We start from the raw sequence: 16,896 nt of genomic DNA, 5'->3' as shown, positions 1-16,896 counted from the left end.
ATATCGATCTGCCCGTTTATGGACGTCCCATGAGTCTGATCTGTCGTAAACACCGCTGGTATTGTCCTAGCAATGATTGTGCTATGGGTTCATGGACTAGCCAGGACAAACGCATTGCTAGTAGACATTGTCGGTTAACGACCAGGGCAGCTAAATGGGCGACCAGGCAAGTAGGAATGGGACGAACAATAAGTGAAGTCGCTGGCGAGCTGGGCTGTGATTGGCACACGATTAACCACTCCGTGACTATCTACGGGCAGGCCTTACTTGATGCTGATCGTAAACGTTTATCTCAAACTAGTGCGATTGGGTCTTGACGAGACAAGTTTCGTTCGTCTGAACAAACGCCCTACCCAATATGTGACCACGCTATGCGATGTAGCCAACCACCAGACCATTGATATTATTCCAAGCCGTAGCTATGTTGAGGTTGCCCGTTTCCTTCACCGCTTCCCTACCTATTGGAAACAAAAAATCAGCTATGCCACACTCGATATGAGCCCGACCTACCGGGCTGTTTTCAACGTGATCACACCACACGCTACCCAAGTTGCTGACCACTTCCAGGTCATCACATTAGCTAACCGAGCCCTTGATCGTGTACGCCGGCGTGTTCAACAACAAACACTTGGACACCGCGGACGAAAAACCGACCCGCTTTACCGTATAAGACGCCAACTTGTCTACGGACAAGAAAAACTCACCGATAAAACAAAACATCGGATCGAATCACTTTTACGCCTAGGAGACCTCTATGGTGAAGTCGTTATCGCTTACTGTGTCAAAGACACGCCTACGAAATTTCTACACCCGACATCACCACCACTCAAACCGTGCTTGATGAACTCATCAACCACACTAGCCAAGACTTCATGCCCCAAGAAATCCAACAACTTAGCCGAACACTCAAAAACTGGTATAACCAGATCCTGGCCTACCACCACGCCCGCCTATCGAACTCGATCACCGAAGCCATGAACAACCTCATCAAACGCATCAAAAGAATCGGCTACGGATTTACCAACTTCACCAACTACCACACCAGATGCCTCCTCTACGCAGGCAAACCCAACTAGCGACTCCTCAACACAATCTTCCCCTAACCCCACCAAAATCCGAAGAGCCGTTTTTGCAACGATTCCGTGTGCGCCGGTGCGTTAACTTTGTCAACTGCACGTTGTTATATGAAACTTGTCCGATATTCAGTGTTCGTTTAATGATCTATGATACGATTAAGTTGATATGTACGAATAATAGCATCTAAAGGACTATATTAGCTGTCAAACCTTAAAGGATGCCGAATATTTTCAACTTTATTTATGTTGACACTTTGGCTTGTGCTGTCAATGTTTTAGGGTCATTATTAAGTCATGGCACGAGTCATAGATTCTGAGGGGGATCGAAGAATTAGTGATTCGCCCAAAAATACATAAGTATATAGATGCACTTGAGACCTGCGCTTTCGTGTATCTCTAAGTAGGAAAGATAGAGCAATGAAAAAGACAATTATTGCATTCTTAGTTCTTCTTCTCAGCGTTGCTCTACCAGCAAGTAGTGCGACTGCAGCAACTAACGCGCAAGATACACCTCCGGCTAATAGTCGAGCTATTTACGCTATTGCACATCGAGTTTTAACTACGCAAAGTGTAGATGATGCAATTGCTGTTGGAGCCAACGCTATGGAAATCGATTTCACCGCGTGGCGGCGAGGCTGGTGGGCCGATCATGACGGGCTACCAACAAGTGCCGGTGACCGTGCAGAAACTATTTTGAAGCACATCGCTGATAAGCGCAAAGAAGGTGCGAATATTTCATTCGTCTGGTTCGATATCAAGAATCCAGATCATTGTCCAAATCAAAGTAGCGTCTGCTCAATTACCGCATTACGGGACTTGTCGCGGAAGTACCTTGAACCTGCGGGTGTGCGCGCTCTTTATGGATTCTACAAGACTGTAGGCGGTGTAGGCTGGAACACAATCATCAACGACTTGCACGATAGTGAAGCTGTTGCGTTGTCCGGTCCAACGGACAACGTTCTGAGTGACTTCTCCAAAGCCGGAGACAAGATCCTTACTAAGCAAAAGATTGCGGATTACGGATACTACAATATCAACCAAGGATTTGGCACGTGCGAATCTTACGCCAATACAACATGTGATCAGCTTCGGAAATCAAGCGAAGCCCGCGCTCGTGGCGCACTAGGTAAGACATTTGGTTGGACAATTGCTACTGGACAAGACTGGAACGTTGATGCTCTTCTGGGTAAGGCTCACGTAGATGGTATGATATTCGGCTTCAAGGCAACGTACTTCTATCGTCACCCGAATACCATTAACGCCTTTAACTCCATCAAGAACTGGGTAGATAAGCACTCTGCTACTCATCACATGGCAACTAATGCAGACCGTCCGTGGTAGGCATTAATTGAAATTAAATGAGGGCTCCGGCAGATTTTCTGCCGGAGCCCTCATGATGTTTACTCAGCTAAGCCACGCCGTTCCAGGAGAGCTTCCGGACGCGGCTCACGTCCACGGATGTCCTTAAAGGACTCCATAGGCGGACGAGAAGAACCACGCGATAAGAGTTTTTCACGTAACTCCATCCCAGCTTCACGAGTGAAGCCGCCATTGGTCTTTTCCCGGAACCATTGCTCGATATCTGCAACTAAAACCTCGGCCCACATATACGAGTAATAGCCGGCATCATATCCACCACCAAAGGTATGTGTGAAATAGGTTGACCGATACCGCGGAGGAACTAACGGACAAGAAACGCCAAACTTTTCTAACGCGGATTCTTCAAACGCTGCCACATCACTTGGAATCTCATCAACACCGAGTAAATGCCAAGCCTGATCCACCAGTGCCGCCTTTGTGAACTCAGTAGTTGCAAAAGCTTGACCAAACGTCTTGGAAGCGGACAAGGCCTCCACGAGTTCGGACGGCATGATTTCACCAGTCTTATGATGGCGTGCATAGTTAGCCAAGACCTCTGGGTGGTAAGCCCACATTTCGTTCAATTGCGAAGGGAACTCAACAAAATCGCGCGGCACATTCGTCCCTGCTGAGGACCGATACCGGGTCTGCGTGAGTAATCCATGAAGAGCGTGGCCAAATTCGTGGAAAACAGTTTCAACGTTGTCCCAGGTTAATAAACATAACTCGCCGTCGGCAGGTTCTGGGAAATTGCAGTTGTTGAGAATGACGGGTTTGGTCCCATCAATCTCGCATCCGGTAATCACCGAATGCATCCATGCGCCGCCCTTTTTGCCAGGGCGACGGAAAAAGTCCGCTTGGAAAAGACCAAGTGTGGTGCCGTCCTCATCTTTTACTTCCCAAGTTTTCATTGACGGAACGTAACCAGCAAGGTCTGGCCGAGGCTCAAATGAGATACTGTAGAGTCGGTTTGCGGCGAAGAATATGCCGTTTTCAACCACATTCGTTAGCTCAAGATACGGCATAATTTTGGCTTCCTCAACGCCTTGCTGCGCGCGTAACTGCTCCTCGTAGAAAGTCCAGTCACCGGCTTCAATGCCATCAGCATCTGGATCTTTTTCAGCCAACTCAACCAAGTTTTCGTAGTCACGGTCAACCGCTGCGACAGCCTTATGTGCAACGGATGTTAACAGGTTGAGAACCGCATCTGAATCTCCAGCCATTTCGCGCGCTGCAACAACCTGGGCATGGCTTTCGTAGCCAAGCAAAGCAGCCCGTTCTGCGCGAAGTTTGGCAATCTTTAACACGAGCTCACGAGTATCCGATTCTGCATGCTCTCCGAAACCGCGGGTCAGCGACGCGGCGAGGATATCGCGACGAGTCTGGGGAACACGTATCTCAGTTTGAATCGGCTGATTTGAAAAATTCGCTAGCTCAATACGATAAGAGCCATCGTCAGTGCGCAAGCCAGCTAACTTATCGTCATCTAGCCCAGCTAATTGATCCGGATCATCTGTTATATAAGCCGCGTCAGACATCGCGCGTGTAGCACGCTTGACATATTCGATCTGTAGCCCAGAAAGCTCCGCATCAATAGCGCGCAACCGGTCGGCGTCGTCGTCGGAAAGTTCGATTCCACCCGAACGGAAAGCCTTCAACTCTTTTTCAACCCAATATTGGGTTTCGGCATCAGCATCGGATATATCAAGCGCTTGAATACGCTGATAAATCCGCTTATCCAGTGAATAAGCGTTCTCATGTTCGGAAAGCTTTGGACCGATCTGTGCCTCAATATCGTTGAGTTCGTCCGTTCCCAGCGAAGAGAATAAGGTAAAGGCGATGGACAAAACACGATCAAATTCTTCGCCTGCATGCTCGATGGCTTCAACCGTGTTTTCGACCGTTGGCGGGTTTGGATCGGTAGCGATCTTTTCCCACGCCGCACGTTGGCGTGCCATAACCTGTTCGACGGCGGGCATGATGTGCTCCGGCTTAATATCAGCCCAGCGTGGCAATTGATATGGTAATAATGATTTTTCGAGTAATGGGTTTTCTGTCATAGTTGTAGTTTACCGTGCTTGCGTTAAAGAATGCGTTCTCTTTCGCGTACCGGTAAACCACGGTCTTTAGCTGAGCAGACTAATCAGTGGCTTCGCAACGTCGCTCCACCGCCACTTGTGATCGACCCAGTCTCTACCCGCATCACCCATCCGGCGCGCTTCGTCGGGGTTCTCAAGGAAATAGCTAACAGCCGAAACAACTGCATTGACAGAATTACCGTTGACTACCAGGCCGGTCTCTTTATCTATTACTGCCTCGGGCGCGCCGCCGGAATCTCCGGCAACTACCGGTAGCCCAGCAGCATATGCTTCGAGATAGACGATCCCGAGTCCTTCGATATCTAAGCCGCCGCCGCGGGTACGGCATGGCATGGCAAAAATATCTCCCAGTGAATAATGAGCAGAAAGTTCTGCGTATGGTACTTCACCAGTGAAAACGATGTCAGTTTGTGCAGGCGATTGGCTGGCAAGTTGCCGTAACTTTTTCTCGTAAGGTCCTTTACCGACGATCACAAGCTTTGTTCCCGGGAATCGGCTTGTCACCTGATGCCATCCTTTTATGAGAATGTCTTGTCCTTTTCGTGGCACGAGTCGAGAAATACATACGACGACGGGGGCGTGCTGACCGATTCCATAGCGGCGTCGCAAATCTGCCCGGGCTTGCCGGTCAAAGGCAAACATCTCCGGATCGATAGCCCCATGAAGTTGCATAATATCGGTGTCCCCGATGAATGGAGCTAGCCGGTGTAGCGTTGCATTAGTCAGGTAGGTGACGACGTCGGCATCTGTAAAAACTTTCCGAAGCATTTGACGAGAGCCCGGAAGCATAGACCAGCCGATCTCATGCCCATGGGTAGTGGCAATAACCTTATCAGCTCCAGCTGCATGTGCTGTATTAGCAAGCAATCCGAGCGGAGCGGCTGCGCCAAACCAAACATTTTTAACGTCCTGCTGGTGGATAAGACTAGTCATGGTACGGCTAACGTCCGGCGAAGGAAGCATAGTCGTCCCAGGATAGCGCACGACTGTGTACGGTTGTTGCTCGTCGTAGTCCAGCGCGGACTGCATCCCTGTTGGCGGAGTGGAGGCGTAAACCACGAGTTGAGTCGGGTCAAGTTGCGAGACGAAACCTTCAAGGAACGTTTGAATACCACCAGCTCGTGGTGGGAAATCGTTGGTAACAAGAAGTGTTTTGCGCATCGTATCGCCCTAGGTTGTTGGTTCAGAGCGCTTGATAAGGTCGGTTAGTCGATTAGCGGCAGCGACGACGGCGGCTGCATAGTGGCGTCCCGGCTGGCGCCCCATTCGTTCGACTGGTCCAGAAATAGAAATTGCAGCGATAACTTGTCCATTGGCACCTCGCACTGGAGCCGAAATTGAGGCGACGCCGGGTTCATGTTCGCCCAACGATTGGGCCCAGCCACGACGTCGGACAGCTGATAACACGGTAGCGGTGAATTGTGCACCGTATAGTCCACGGTGTAACCGGTCCGGCTCGTCCCAGGCTAGAAGGACTTGTGCAACAGATCCTGCTTGCATAGAGAATGCTGAACCTACTGGAATGGAATCACGAAGGCCAGTAGTACGTTCTGCTGAAGCAACGCACACGTTTTGATCACCTTGTCGGCGATAGAGTTGAGCTGATTCGCCAGTGTGGTCGCGTAAGGCAATTAATATCGGATTCGCGGCAGTTAACAGGCGATCGTCGCCAGCGCGCGAGGACAATTCAGCTAGTCGCGGTCCTAAAATAAACCGACCCTGAGTATCTCGACTTGCGAGACGATGAAATTCGAGAGCGACTGCCAGCCGGTGCGCAGTAGGGCGCGCTAAATGTGTAGCTGAGACAAGTTGTGCTAGTGTTAGTGGGCCTTGCTCGAGCGCTTGAAGAACTAATGCGGCTTTGTCGAGTACTCCGACCCCGCTACCTTGGGAATTGTCCATAAGCCCATCTTGCCATTCCATATTGTGAGACGCAACCCGTTTGGGGTTCTTGGTCTACGAAGAAAGACATCTTATGCGGTGCGTCGTATGCCTAGTCGAATAGAATGACAATTCGGGGTATTCTTGTTTCGTGGATTGGACAGAACAATGAATAGACTTCACTCCACATTACCGAACTCGTACAACACGTCCGGAGAAGAGAACACATGTCAGGCGTTTTGAAAGTCACTGGTGGACAGCCACTTCACGGTACTATTGCAGTACGCGGAGCAAAAAACTTTGTCTCCAAAGCAATGGTGGCGGCTCTACTTACTGAAGAGACATCTGTTCTGCGCAACGTTCCATTGATCCGTGACGTTGATGTTGTTTCTGATCTTCTTCGGTTACACGGTGCCGATGTTGATTACGATCAAGACGCTGGGATAGTCACCATTACTCCGGGCAAGATCCACTTGCCAGATGACCCGGCGCAGATGGACCTTCTAGCTGGCTCATCGCGCATCCCCATTCTTTTCTGTGGACCGTTATTACATTCACTTGGTGAAGCATTCATTCCAGACCTCGGCGGCTGTCATATTGGAGACCGACCAGTTGATTTTCACCTACAAGTATTAGAAGACTTCGGTGCAATTCGTGACGAACAGGAGTTTGGTCTCCACTTAACAGCTCCTCGTGGACTTAAAGCCCGCAAAGTGACATTGCCGTATCCGTCAGTCGGAGCTACTGAACAAACGTTGTTAGCGGCCGTGCGAGCCGAAGGAATCACCGAGTTGCGTGGTGCTGCCGTAGAACCAGAAATCATGGACTTGATTTCCGTATTGCAAAAGATGGGTGCGCTCATCACAGTATCTACCGATCGTACGATCGTTGTTGAAGGAGTACGCCAGCTCCACGGATACAACCATTTTGCAATCGCAGATCGAATCGAAGCGGGATCTTGGGCCTGTGCTGCGCTAGCTACCGGCGGGGATATCATGATTAACGGGGCGCAACAAGAACCGATGATGAGCTTCCTCAACGTATACCGTAAAGTTGGAGGACAATTTGACGTGACTGATGAGGGCATTCGTTTTTGGCACCCTGGCGGGGAACTGAACTCGATTCCTATTGAAACAGATGTCCACCCAGGTTTTATGACTGACTGGCAACAGCCTCTCGTCGTCGCTCTTACACAAGCTAACGGAGTCTCGATCGTTCACGAAACAGTGTACGAAAATCGATTCGGCTTTGTGAAAGCACTAAACAAGATGGGTGCTCATATCCAAGTTTATCGAGAGTGTCTGGGCGGAAAACAGTGCCGGTTCGGTACTGAAAATTATTATCACTCCGCTGTGATCATGGGACCAACTCCGTTGACTGCTGCGGACATTACCGTTCCTGATTTGCGCGGTGGGTTCTCCCATCTTATTGCAGCTTTAGCGGCTGAAGGAACCTCGCACGTTCAAGGGATTGACCTAATTAATCGAGGCTACGAACACTTCATGACCAAGTTGCGTACTCTGCACGCAAACGTTGAACGAGTTTCGTAAAGCATATAGGCAAAACCACCGTGAAAGTTCCCGAAGCACAACCGTTCTTGCGCTTTATCGCTCCTATCATCATCAAGTTAAATAACGTCGTGCAGAATCTGACGATCACTGGACTGCACCATATTCCGCACGATGGTCCCGCGATAGTGATTGCAAATCATACAGTCCATGCAGACTCGCTTATTCTCGGTGAAGCAATCATTAAATCAGGTAGAGCACCGCATTTCGTTGCTGGATCAGATTTTTTCGCAGTTCCTGGAGTGGCTTTCATACTTCGCGGAGTCAACGCAATTAAGGTGACACGAGGAACTTCTGCTGCTAAAGATTCGCTTGATGGAATCCGCGATATTCTCGACGCCGGTGGAATCGTTCTGCTCTTTCCAGAAGGCGGTCTCACTCACGATCCGCAGCTGTGGCCAATGCGCGGAAAAACGGGACTTGCGAGGTTAATGGCAACGCATCCAGACGTTCCAATTATTCCTTGTGCGCATTGGGGAAATGAACGCCTATTGAACCCGTGGAATTATGCCATCGATTGGAAACATATGGGACGGCATACGCGTACCCACGTCGTTTTTGGTCCCGCACTAAACCTATCGGTCAGCGAGGATCCCGATTACGCTGAACTTACGGCAGTTACTGGAAAAATAATTGATCATTTGGAGCACATGCTGGTGCCATTGCGCCAAGCAAACCCGTTAGATTTCACAGTACAGCAACGCGAACGACGCTGGGATTGCCGGCTTGATGGTGACCCAATGAACGATGACTATGAACTTAATCGGGCCTTGCGCCAGGCACGGAAAAATCGTCGTCGGCGTAGGTGGAGAAAAATAACGGCACGCTGACAACAACTCCTATCTGAGCAAAGCCCTGAGGTAACATTATTCTCATGTCGAATTCAAAGATCCGCGTCGCAATTATCTATGGTGGCGCATCAGGTGAGCATTCCATTTCTATTGCTACTGCAGGCGCTGTCATGCGAGCCTTAGATCCGGAACGTTATGAGGTTGTACCGATAGCTATTACCCGCGATGGTACGTGGGTTCCAGGGGCAACTGATCCATCGAAGCTGACGCTTGATGCGGGCCTTCTTGAAGTTGAGAAAGCTCCAGAAGCTGTCACGATTCCTGCCGGAGACGGGAAACAATCGCTAGTTGCCTATAATCGTGAACACGCCAGCAACCTCGAACTTCTCGGCAACGTGGATGTTGTCTTTCCGCTACTGCACGGGCCCTTTGGAGAAGACGGAACAATTCAGGGGCTCCTTGAACTAGCTGGTATTCCATATGTTGGATGTGGCGTGTTCGCATCTGCAGCCGGAATGGACAAGCACTACATGAAGGTAGTCTTGGAGGCGGCCGGACTGCCGGTAGCACCTTACGTTGTTGCCACAGCTCGTCAGTGGCGCGATGAGCGTGAGGCAGTTCTTGCCAAGGTTGCTCAATTACAGTTCCCGGTCTATGTCAAGCCTGCACGAGCTGGATCTTCGCTCGGTATTACGCGTGTTAGCACGCTTGAGGATGTCTCGGAAGCTGTGGCGCAGGCTCAAATACATGATCCTAAGGTACTGATTGAGCAGGGCGTTGACGGACGTGAGATCGAATGTGCCGTCCTAGGCGGACGTAATGATTCGACCCCGCGCGCTTCCGTTGTTGGTGAAGTCCTTGTAGACCTTCCTGACGATGGCTTCTACGACTTTGAGCATAAATACTTGGAGACAGCCAATTTGAGACTATCTATCCCGGCCCAAGTCCCGCCAGAGATTTCAGATAAAATCCGCGATCAGGCGGTTAAAACTTTCGATGCATTTGGTTGCGAAGGAATGTCTCGCGTCGATTTCTTCTTGACGCCTGAAGGTAAAACCTACGTCATCGAAATCAACACGATTCCAGGTTTCACACCGTTCTCAATGTATCCAGTTCTATGGGAGCACACTGGGCTCCCATATTCTCAGTTGCTTGATGAATTGATTGGTTTAGCATTGGAACGCCCAACAGGGCTTCGTTAAGGCAAGCGTGCTCGTTAAAGATCTCAACGAAAAAGAACTGCTTGCTCGGTTCGTTCCGCTATTGCCGCAGGCTACTTGCGTTGTAGTAGGCAACGGTGATGATTCTGCGGTGTTGCATATCGGCGGGGATACAACTGTCTCCACCGATATGCTCGTAGAAAATAGACATTTTCGGTGTGATTGGTCCACCGGATTTGATGTAGGTTATCGGGCGGCGCAACAAAATATCGCCGATGCTCTTGCAATGGGAGCCACGCCAGTATCACTTGTTGTTGGGCTCGGGCTACCACCTACTACTGAGGTGACCTGGGTCGAAGACCTCGCTCGTGGTTTTGCTCAAGCCTGCCAGCCTTGGGAAGTAGGTGTTGACGGTGGTGACCTTGTTTCGGCGTCGGAGATAACTATCGGAGTCACCGTTATTGGTGATCTCCAAGGACGCAAGCCACTGCGCAGGGATAATGCGTTACCTGGTCAGAAAGTTATCTTTACTGGGAATCTTGGCCATGCTGCAGCTGGATATGAGTTACTCAAACACGGGTACACGCGCACAGACTCAGATGAGTATTTGGCATCCTTAATCGATGATTTTTTACGGCCGAAGCCGCCGATCGGGGCAGTGATGGCAGCGGTTAATGCTCACACCCTATGCGCTGGGATAGATGTTTCAGATGGACTAGTAAAAGACATCGGACGAGTGGCACAGTCTAGTCGGGTTTGGATCAATCTTGATGGTGCACAGCTTAATAAGCTTCTTGGACGACTAGGACGGGCGGCCGGACGCCTGGGGACTGACCGACGCTTGTGGGCGTTGGCCGGAGGAGAAGATCATGGCTTTGTTGCTACTATTGACTCAGCCACCGTTATTCCGGATGGCTTTAGTGTTATTGGGCAGGTTATGGGACCTGATGAGTATGGCCGAGTTACGCTTGACCAGCTTCCGCTTGATCCTGATCAGATCGGTTGGGACCATTTCCGGTCTGCATAGTTTAATGGCCGTTGTCCTTGACGATATGTGGTTTATAATATAAAAATATCCCTCGATGAATCGAGGGATATTTAAGCTTGGTTCGATCACACGTTACGAGTGACCTTGCCGGCCTTCAGGCACGAGGTGCACACGTTCAGACGCTTCGGGGTACCCTTAACGAGAGCACGAACACGCTGAATGTTCGGGTTCCAACGGCGGGAAGTACGCACGTGGGAGTGCGAGACACTCTTACCGAAGCTCGGGCCCTTGCCGCAGACTTCACATACAGACGCCACGGTTCTCTCCTTCATTAAAACGAATAGACGCTTTCGCGCCTCTACCAAAATTGGCAACTTCAAAAGTGTATCGAATTATCCTGCTGTTATCCAAGCTGTAACGGGCATGTAGAGCGTGCTGTTCGCCACGCTTATTGCTCTGACAGTGAAGGAAAGTGGATGCAGATACGCTTTCTTAAGTAAGTCTACTAGTATTTTCTCCATAAGTGTACGTTGACAGATCGAGGATGGCGTTGATGGCTTTTCTTTCGCAATCGCCTGAGGCAGATAAACCTTTAGGTGCCCTCGCGTCCGATACCTGGACAGCATTATCGCGGCCCCTTGATCGTCTTGTCGGTAAGCGTAGCGCTCATGCGTTAGCAAAGTTAGGGCTGGAAACAGTCGAAGATCTTCTCAACCATATCCCTTTCCGACTCGCTAAACGTGGTGAGTTATTGCCCATTGAAGCAGTTTCTGAAGGGGGATCGGTGACAGTCGTTGCTCGAGTAATGGCTACTAATATGCGCCCGATGAATAATCGCCGTGGTTTCATTTTGAATGTCACTATTTCTGATGGTGAGCACGATCTGGATTTGACCTTTTTCGCCAAACATCAGCGTCCACTAGCTTTTCACGAATCGCAGCTCGCGGTAGGGGCGATGGCCACTTTTTCTGGAACTATCTCCTCCTACCGTGGCCGGTTGCAACTTGCTCATCCAGAGTATGAGGTTTTGGATGATGCCGATGCGCTCGATCCGGCCCAGCTTGCTCGGCCGATACCGGTTTATCATTCGGTAGCGAAAGTGCCATCGTGGCACATCCAGCGAGCCGTTGAAACGGTTATGGCGACGTTAACTCCAGCAGATATTCCAGATCCGCTTCCCGATAATTATCGGCAACGATATAACTTACCTTCTCGGTATCAGGCATTAATGGATATTCATCAGCCAAATACGGTTACTGAATGGCAGTTAGCGCGGCAACGATTAGCTCATGAAGAAGCCTTCGTTTTGCAAGCAGCTTTAGCTCAGCACGCTACAGAAGTTGGCAAGACATCTGCTCCAGTATGCGTATGGCGTGACGACGGCGTGGCAGCTGCGTTCGATACTCGGCTCCCGTTTTCGCTTACTAATTCACAGGTTGATGTTGGTCATGAAATCAGCCAAGCGTTGGGATCTGCACTCCCGATGCGCAGGCTTCTTCAGGGCGATGTTGGTTCTGGGAAAACAATTGTGGCGTTGCGAGCGATGCTTCAGGTAGTTGACGCGGGCTATCAGGCAGTGCTGATTGCGCCTACGGAGGTGCTGGCTCAGCAACATTGGGACACGATCACGTCCATGCTGGGAGACCTAGGCACTGCGGGCCAATTAGGAGCTACAGATAATGCTATTGCTGTAGATATTTTGACTGGATCGTTAAGCAGTGCGCAACGACGTCGGACTCTTGCTCGATTAGCTTCTGGTCAGCCCGGAGTGATTGTAGGGACGCATGCATTACTAAGTGAGAGCGTGCAAATACCCCGCCGTGGTTTAGTAGTTGTTGATGAGCAGCATCGTTTTGGGGTAGATCAGCGCGATAGATTAGCGCGTGGGGCACACCTGCTGGTCATGACTGCCACACCTATTCCGCGAACTATCGCGATGACGGTTTTTGGTGACCTTGACGTCATGGTGTTAGCCAATCGGGAACGCAATGCGGTTACTACTAATGTTGTTCCGGCGTATAACGACCGCTGGATGGCACGCGTGTGGCAACGCGCTGGTGAAGAAGTCGCGACAGGCGGCCGAGTTTTCGTGGTTTGTCCGCGTATTTCACCGAGCGAATCAGAAGAAGACTCTGACCTTGTTGATCAACAGCTCGACATGATGGAACGGCCACCGATGTCTGATGTTGAAACTTTGAGTGCACGGCTTCGGGCTTTGCCTACGCTACGTGAAGTCAACATCGGTGTGTTACATGGTCAGCTGACGCCAACAGAGAAAACAGCTGCTATGGATGACTTTATTGCGGGACGAATTCAATTGCTGGTTTCGACAACTGTTATCGAAGTTGGCGTTGATGTTGCCGATGCGACGCTAATGATTATTATGGATGCCGATCGTTTTGGTCTATCTCAGCTTCATCAGCTCAGAGGCCGGGTAGGGCGTGGTGATAAACCCGGATTGTGTTTGGCAGTTACTGGTGCTGCGGACGGCTCTCTTGCCGCATCGCGGGTTGAAGCCTTTGCTTCGACGACGGATGGATTTGAACTTGCTGAAGCTGATGTCGTATTGCGTTCTGTTGGTGATGTGTTGGGGGCGCGCCAATCGGGGATGCGAAGTTCGCTTCGTTTTGTGTCGGTGGTTAAGGATAAACTAATTATTGAACAGGCTCGTCACGCAGCCCGTGAGATTATTGACGAAGATCCGTCTTTGGTTTCGCATCGTGCGTTAGCTGTGGCAATTTCAGATATTAATGCCCGTAACCGGGAGTATCTGGAAAAGAGTTAAGAAGGAGAACACTGTGAGTAGAATTGTGGCTGGTAGCGCCGGCGGGCGAAACGTGCGGGTGCCTAAGAGCGGCACGCGCCCTACGTCGTCGTTGGTGCGAGAGGCAGTGTTTTCTCACCTTGATCATCGCGGGTTTGTGCAAGATGGAGAGTTCCTTGATCTTTTTGCCGGTTCCGGTGCGCTAGGTTTAGAAGCGCTTTCACGTGGAGCGCACCGTGCTATTGGGGTAGATTCTGCAGAAGAAGCTGTGCGTGTGATGAACCAGAACGCGAGGGAGATGACGTTGCCATTGCGTGCTATTAAATCGCATGTTTTGAGCTATGTGAGCCAGCCGGGTAGTGACGGTCCATTCGATGTTATTTTTTTAGATCCGCCTTATGACTTCCCAGATGACCAATTGACTGCCATTCTTGAGCACTTGCCCAGGCATTTGAAATCCGATGGTCTCGTCGTCGTTGAACGAGCAAAACGTAATTCGTCACCAGTGTGGCCGGCGCAGTTACACGCTGAGCGCGAACGAACCTGGGGTGATACCCGGGTGTGGACAGCACAAATGACACAACAGGACGTAGAGTGACCTTATGAGTTGTGCAATTTGTCCCGGATCATTTGACCCCATCACCTATGGGCATGTTGATATTATTGAACGAGCCCACCGGATGTTTGACGAAGTGGTGGTTGTTGTTGCCCGTAACTCAGCTAAAAAGTATTTATTTAGCGACGATGAACGTGTTGCGTTGGCGCGCGAAGCAGTTGCGCATATTCCGCATGTTCGTGTTGCACTCGTTGATGGACTTGTTGCAGATTTTGCGCAGCAGATCCACGCGAATGCGATCGTCAAAGGAGTTCGTGGATCTGCGGACTATGATTCAGAACTGCCAATGTCGTTACTCAATCGACATTTATCAGGTGTTGAGACGGTTTTTGTTATGGGTGAGCCGAGTCTTGCACATATTGCGTCCTCATTCGTGAAAGAATTAGCACACTATGGTGGACCATATGAAGATTTGGTGCCGCCCAATGTTGCCCAGGCATTAAAAGAAAAGGTGAAAGCATGAGTGATCAGGGAGAGTCCTTACTCGAAATTTTAGATGAGCTGTACGATATCGTTGTCAACGCAAAAAATATGCCGTTGTCTGCTTCGGTTCTGATTAATCGTTCCGAAGTTATCGATTTGCTCGATACTGCCCGCGACATTGTGCCTGATCAGATCAAGCAGGCCGATTCGGTTCTGTCGCAAGCTGGTCGCGTTTCTGATCAAGCTCGGGAAGACGCCGATATTGTGTTGCGTCATGCCCGTGAAGAAGCCGAATCGATTGTTGCCGAAGCGCGCGAACAAGCTTCGCGTCTTGTTGCACAGGATCAGATTACAGTTGCGGCAAAGTCACAAGCCACACGCATTGTTGACGAAGCGCATCAAAAGGCGTCACAGCTTATCCAAGGCGCGAATGATTATTCTGACCAAACTCTTTCTGAGTTAGCTAATCAGCTTGCGCATCTACAAAACCAAATTGCCGCTGGACAAGGAGTTCTTGCTCAGCGTCGTGTTCAAGAACAGTAAAATACGTGCGAAAACCAGAGAAAGAAGGCGCTATGGATTTGCGGTCTGATTACGTTGTGTCGGTATCCGATGTTGTTTCAGGAACCACCACACATCTGGACCTGACCGTTCCAGCACCCGAAGAATGTGGCGTTGGCCTTATTGGTGTGCCTGCTGGCGCAAACCTTGATCTGCAGATATCTCTGCAATCAGTTTCCGAAGGCATTTTTGTGCAAGGACAAATTGTTACCCAAGCCCTTGGCCAATGTTCTCGATGTGCTATCGATATTACGAAACCCATGAATGAGCCGATCGCAGAGCTTGTTTTTTGGCCAGAGCGACGCCAAGCGCTTATCAGCGAAGGCGATGACGAAGTAGAAGACATGCCAGTTATCGAAGATATGCACATCGATCTTGAGCTGTTGATACGAGATGCCATTGTCTTAGCACTTCCGTTCACTCCGTTGTGCTCTCCGGACTGCCAGGGCCTATGCCCAGAGTGCGGCCAACCGTGGAAAGATTTACCTGCGGGCCACCGTTACGAATTTCTCAACCCCGCTTTTTCTGCGCTAGATGCGCTCGCGGAACAGATGAGGGAAAACTAATGCACAAGCATGATCGCAGCCAACTACTGGCTCGTTGGGGTGTAGATATTCCAAGTGACTTGCTCACCTTAGCGTTGACCCATCGTTCATGGGCTTATGAGCACGATAGTAAACATAATGAACGCCTAGAATTTTTAGGCGATTCAATTTTGGGCGCTGTTGTTGCGGAACAGATTTTTCATGACTACCCAGATAAGTCAGATGGAGAATTGTCGAAGATTAAATCAGCAGCAGTCTCAGAACGTGCGCTGGCGGATATCGCTCGTGGCCTTGAACTAGGAGACTACATTCGACTAGGAAAAGGCGAAGAGCGCTCTGGAGGGCGTGATAAAGATTCAATCCTTTCCGATACGGTTGAAGCATTAATCGCTGCCACCTATGAGGCAGGTGGATTAGCTGTTGTTATTGATACTGTGCGCCGGCATCTGAAAGAGAAAATTATCGAAGCCACTCGTATGGGACCAGCTCTCGATTGGCGTACTGCTTTAGAAGAAAAAGCCCGAGAGCTTGGCATTAAAGGGGATATCTCTTATCAGCTTCACGCAGAAGGCCCAGATCATGCAAAAGTTTATACGGCCTGCGCTTTTATCGGTGCCACCGAATGGGGCAGAGGAGAAGCAACATCGCGCAAGGCAGCAAAGCTTGCTGCCTGTGAAGACGGATATCATCGTCTTTTAACTAATACTCCATATTCGCAGAACAATGCCTGAGCTTCCCGAAGTCGAAACTATACGTCATGGTCTTATCCCGTATGTTATTGATAAAACCATTGCCGATGTGGACGTTTTCCATCCCCGCGTTGTACGTATGTCGCCTACTGGCGTGCAACCAATAATAGGCCACACGATTAACGCGGTAGTTCGACGCGGTAAGTATATGTGGATGGTCACTGAAGATAGCGCCATCGTTGCACATCTTGGCATGTCCGGACAGTTCCGTATTAACAGTACATCTCTCCTCATGCGCGTGCCCGGTTCCATTTTACTGATGGAACGAGCCTAGATTTTGTTGATCAGCGAACTTTTGGCCATTTACAGCCAGATA

17 protein-coding genes and 1 pseudogene are annotated in these 16,896 nt (G+C 50.0%); 14 read left to right on the top strand and 4 right to left on the bottom strand.

Going from position 1 to position 16,896, the window contains the following annotated elements:
* Positions 1 to 29 precede the first annotated feature (29 nt).
* The 3 genes and pseudogenes from HC352_RS09230 (at position 30) to HC352_RS05330 (ending at position 2,417) form a co-directional block, all read left to right on the top strand.
* A complete protein-coding gene (locus HC352_RS09230; RefSeq protein ID WP_369801224.1) occupies positions 30 to 317 on the top strand; it encodes a helix-turn-helix domain-containing protein in 288 nt (95 codons plus the stop codon).
* A pseudogene (locus tag HC352_RS05335) lies at positions 271 to 1,076 on the top strand (ISL3 family transposase). The gene HC352_RS09230 and the pseudogene HC352_RS05335 overlap by 47 nt, the downstream one beginning before the upstream one ends.
* A gap of 417 nt (positions 1,077 to 1,493) precedes the next feature.
* Positions 1,494 to 2,417 (top strand): PI-PLC domain-containing protein, encoded by a 924-nt coding sequence (locus HC352_RS05330; protein ID WP_168917915.1) that lies wholly within the window; start codon positions 1,494 to 1,496, stop codon positions 2,415 to 2,417.
* Positions 2,418 to 2,476: 59 nt separating this feature from the next.
* Here the strand turns inward: HC352_RS05330 and HC352_RS05325 are convergent, their stop codons facing one another.
* The 3 genes from HC352_RS05325 to HC352_RS05315 all read right to left on the bottom strand — a co-directional run bounded on the left by HC352_RS05325 (position 2,477) and on the right by HC352_RS05315 (position 6,436).
* Positions 2,477 to 4,495 carry a M3 family metallopeptidase gene (locus HC352_RS05325; RefSeq protein ID WP_168917914.1) on the bottom strand — a complete coding sequence of 673 codons (2,019 nt, stop codon included), beginning with the start codon at positions 4,493 to 4,495 and terminating at the stop codon, positions 2,477 to 2,479.
* Between the two features lie 66 nt (positions 4,496 to 4,561).
* Positions 4,562 to 5,695 (bottom strand): glycosyltransferase family 4 protein, encoded by a 1,134-nt coding sequence (locus HC352_RS05320; protein WP_168917913.1) that lies wholly within the window; start codon positions 5,693 to 5,695, stop codon positions 4,562 to 4,564.
* A 9-nt stretch (positions 5,696 to 5,704) separates the two neighbouring features.
* Positions 5,705 to 6,436 carry an IclR family transcriptional regulator gene (locus HC352_RS05315; RefSeq protein WP_091280900.1) on the bottom strand — a complete coding sequence of 244 codons (732 nt, stop codon included), beginning with the start codon at positions 6,434 to 6,436 and terminating at the stop codon, positions 5,705 to 5,707.
* Between the two features lie 206 nt (positions 6,437 to 6,642).
* Here HC352_RS05315 and murA point away from each other — a divergent pair, with 206 nt between their 5' ends.
* The 4 genes from murA to thiL are packed head-to-tail and all read left to right on the top strand — an operon-like array spanning position 6,643 to position 10,961.
* Positions 6,643 to 7,965, top strand: a complete 1,323-nt coding sequence (gene murA / locus HC352_RS05310; protein WP_168917912.1) for a UDP-N-acetylglucosamine 1-carboxyvinyltransferase — start codon at positions 6,643 to 6,645, stop codon at positions 7,963 to 7,965.
* A gap of 20 nt (positions 7,966 to 7,985) precedes the next feature.
* Positions 7,986 to 8,813 (top strand): lysophospholipid acyltransferase family protein, encoded by an 828-nt coding sequence (locus tag HC352_RS05305; protein ID WP_168917911.1) that lies wholly within the window; start codon positions 7,986 to 7,988, stop codon positions 8,811 to 8,813.
* 44 nt (positions 8,814 to 8,857) lie between these two features.
* Positions 8,858 to 9,976, top strand: coding sequence for a D-alanine--D-alanine ligase family protein (locus tag HC352_RS05300; RefSeq protein ID WP_091280909.1), 1,119 nt, complete (start codon positions 8,858 to 8,860; stop codon positions 9,974 to 9,976).
* A 7-nt stretch (positions 9,977 to 9,983) separates the two neighbouring features.
* Positions 9,984 to 10,961 (top strand): thiamine-phosphate kinase, encoded by a 978-nt coding sequence (thiL, locus tag HC352_RS05295; RefSeq protein WP_168917910.1) that lies wholly within the window; start codon positions 9,984 to 9,986, stop codon positions 10,959 to 10,961.
* A gap of 86 nt (positions 10,962 to 11,047) precedes the next feature.
* Here the strand turns inward: thiL and rpmB are convergent, their stop codons facing one another.
* The gene (gene rpmB / locus HC352_RS05290) at positions 11,048 to 11,239 is read right to left on the bottom strand and encodes a 50S ribosomal protein L28 (RefSeq protein WP_168917909.1); all 192 of its coding nucleotides are present in this window, start codon (positions 11,237 to 11,239) and stop codon (positions 11,048 to 11,050) included.
* A gap of 236 nt (positions 11,240 to 11,475) precedes the next feature.
* Between rpmB and HC352_RS05285 the strand changes: the two genes are divergently transcribed.
* Genes HC352_RS05285 through HC352_RS09080 form a run of 7 tightly spaced genes read left to right on the top strand, consistent with a single transcriptional unit; the run spans position 11,476 to position 16,854 of the window.
* Positions 11,476 to 13,707 carry an ATP-dependent DNA helicase RecG gene (locus HC352_RS05285; protein ID WP_168917908.1) on the top strand — a complete coding sequence of 744 codons (2,232 nt, stop codon included), beginning with the start codon at positions 11,476 to 11,478 and terminating at the stop codon, positions 13,705 to 13,707.
* Between the two features lie 13 nt (positions 13,708 to 13,720).
* Positions 13,721 to 14,284, top strand: coding sequence for a 16S rRNA (guanine(966)-N(2))-methyltransferase RsmD (gene rsmD, locus HC352_RS05280; RefSeq protein ID WP_247645166.1), 564 nt, complete (start codon positions 13,721 to 13,723; stop codon positions 14,282 to 14,284).
* Between the two features lie 4 nt (positions 14,285 to 14,288).
* Positions 14,289 to 14,765: a pantetheine-phosphate adenylyltransferase gene (coaD, locus tag HC352_RS05275; protein ID WP_168917906.1), complete on the top strand. Its 477-nt coding sequence runs from the start codon at positions 14,289 to 14,291 to the stop codon at positions 14,763 to 14,765.
* Positions 14,762 to 15,268: an ATP synthase subunit B family protein gene (locus HC352_RS05270; protein ID WP_168917905.1), complete on the top strand. Its 507-nt coding sequence runs from the start codon at positions 14,762 to 14,764 to the stop codon at positions 15,266 to 15,268. Before coaD ends, HC352_RS05270 begins: the two co-directional genes overlap by 4 nt.
* Before the next feature lie 5 nt (positions 15,269 to 15,273).
* Positions 15,274 to 15,852 (top strand): YceD family protein, encoded by a 579-nt coding sequence (locus HC352_RS05265; protein ID WP_168917904.1) that lies wholly within the window; start codon positions 15,274 to 15,276, stop codon positions 15,850 to 15,852.
* Entirely contained in the window at positions 15,852 to 16,562 is a 711-nt protein-coding gene (gene rnc, locus HC352_RS05260; RefSeq protein ID WP_168917903.1) for a ribonuclease III, read from the top strand. The genes HC352_RS05265 and rnc overlap by 1 nt, the downstream gene beginning before the upstream one ends.
* The gene (locus HC352_RS09080) at positions 16,555 to 16,854 is read left to right on the top strand and encodes a DNA-formamidopyrimidine glycosylase family protein (RefSeq protein ID WP_247645165.1); all 300 of its coding nucleotides are present in this window, start codon (positions 16,555 to 16,557) and stop codon (positions 16,852 to 16,854) included. The genes rnc and HC352_RS09080 overlap by 8 nt, the downstream gene beginning before the upstream one ends.
* Positions 16,855 to 16,896 lie beyond the last annotated feature (42 nt).

The organism is Arcanobacterium buesumense (assembly GCF_012563545.1).
GTDB classification, from domain to species: domain Bacteria; phylum Actinomycetota; class Actinomycetes; order Actinomycetales; family Actinomycetaceae; genus Arcanobacterium; species Arcanobacterium buesumense.
This window is presented reverse-complemented; position numbering and strand designations above follow the sequence as displayed.

Coding starts and splice junctions, on each gene's coding strand:
- murA (WP_168917912.1), top strand. CDS start 6,643: ATGTCAGGCGTTTTGAAAGTCACTGGTGGACAGCCACTTCACGGTACT.
- HC352_RS05330 (WP_168917915.1), top strand. CDS start 1,494: ATGAAAAAGACAATTATTGCATTCTTAGTTCTTCTTCTCAGCGTTGCT.
- coaD (WP_168917906.1), top strand. CDS start 14,289: ATGAGTTGTGCAATTTGTCCCGGATCATTTGACCCCATCACCTATGGG.
- rnc (WP_168917903.1), top strand. CDS start 15,852: ATGCACAAGCATGATCGCAGCCAACTACTGGCTCGTTGGGGTGTAGAT.
- HC352_RS05320 (WP_168917913.1), bottom strand. CDS start 5,695: ATGCGCAAAACACTTCTTGTTACCAACGATTTCCCACCACGAGCTGGT.
- HC352_RS05315 (WP_091280900.1), bottom strand. CDS start 6,436: ATGGACAATTCCCAAGGTAGCGGGGTCGGAGTACTCGACAAAGCCGCA.
- HC352_RS05325 (WP_168917914.1), bottom strand. CDS start 4,495: ATGACAGAAAACCCATTACTCGAAAAATCATTATTACCATATCAATTG.
- HC352_RS05270 (WP_168917905.1), top strand. CDS start 14,762: ATGAGTGATCAGGGAGAGTCCTTACTCGAAATTTTAGATGAGCTGTAC.
- HC352_RS05285 (WP_168917908.1), top strand. CDS start 11,476: ATGGCTTTTCTTTCGCAATCGCCTGAGGCAGATAAACCTTTAGGTGCC.
- HC352_RS05300 (WP_091280909.1), top strand. CDS start 8,858: ATGTCGAATTCAAAGATCCGCGTCGCAATTATCTATGGTGGCGCATCA.
- HC352_RS09230 (WP_369801224.1), top strand. CDS start 30: ATGAGTCTGATCTGTCGTAAACACCGCTGGTATTGTCCTAGCAATGAT.
- HC352_RS09080 (WP_247645165.1), top strand. CDS start 16,555: ATGCCTGAGCTTCCCGAAGTCGAAACTATACGTCATGGTCTTATCCCG.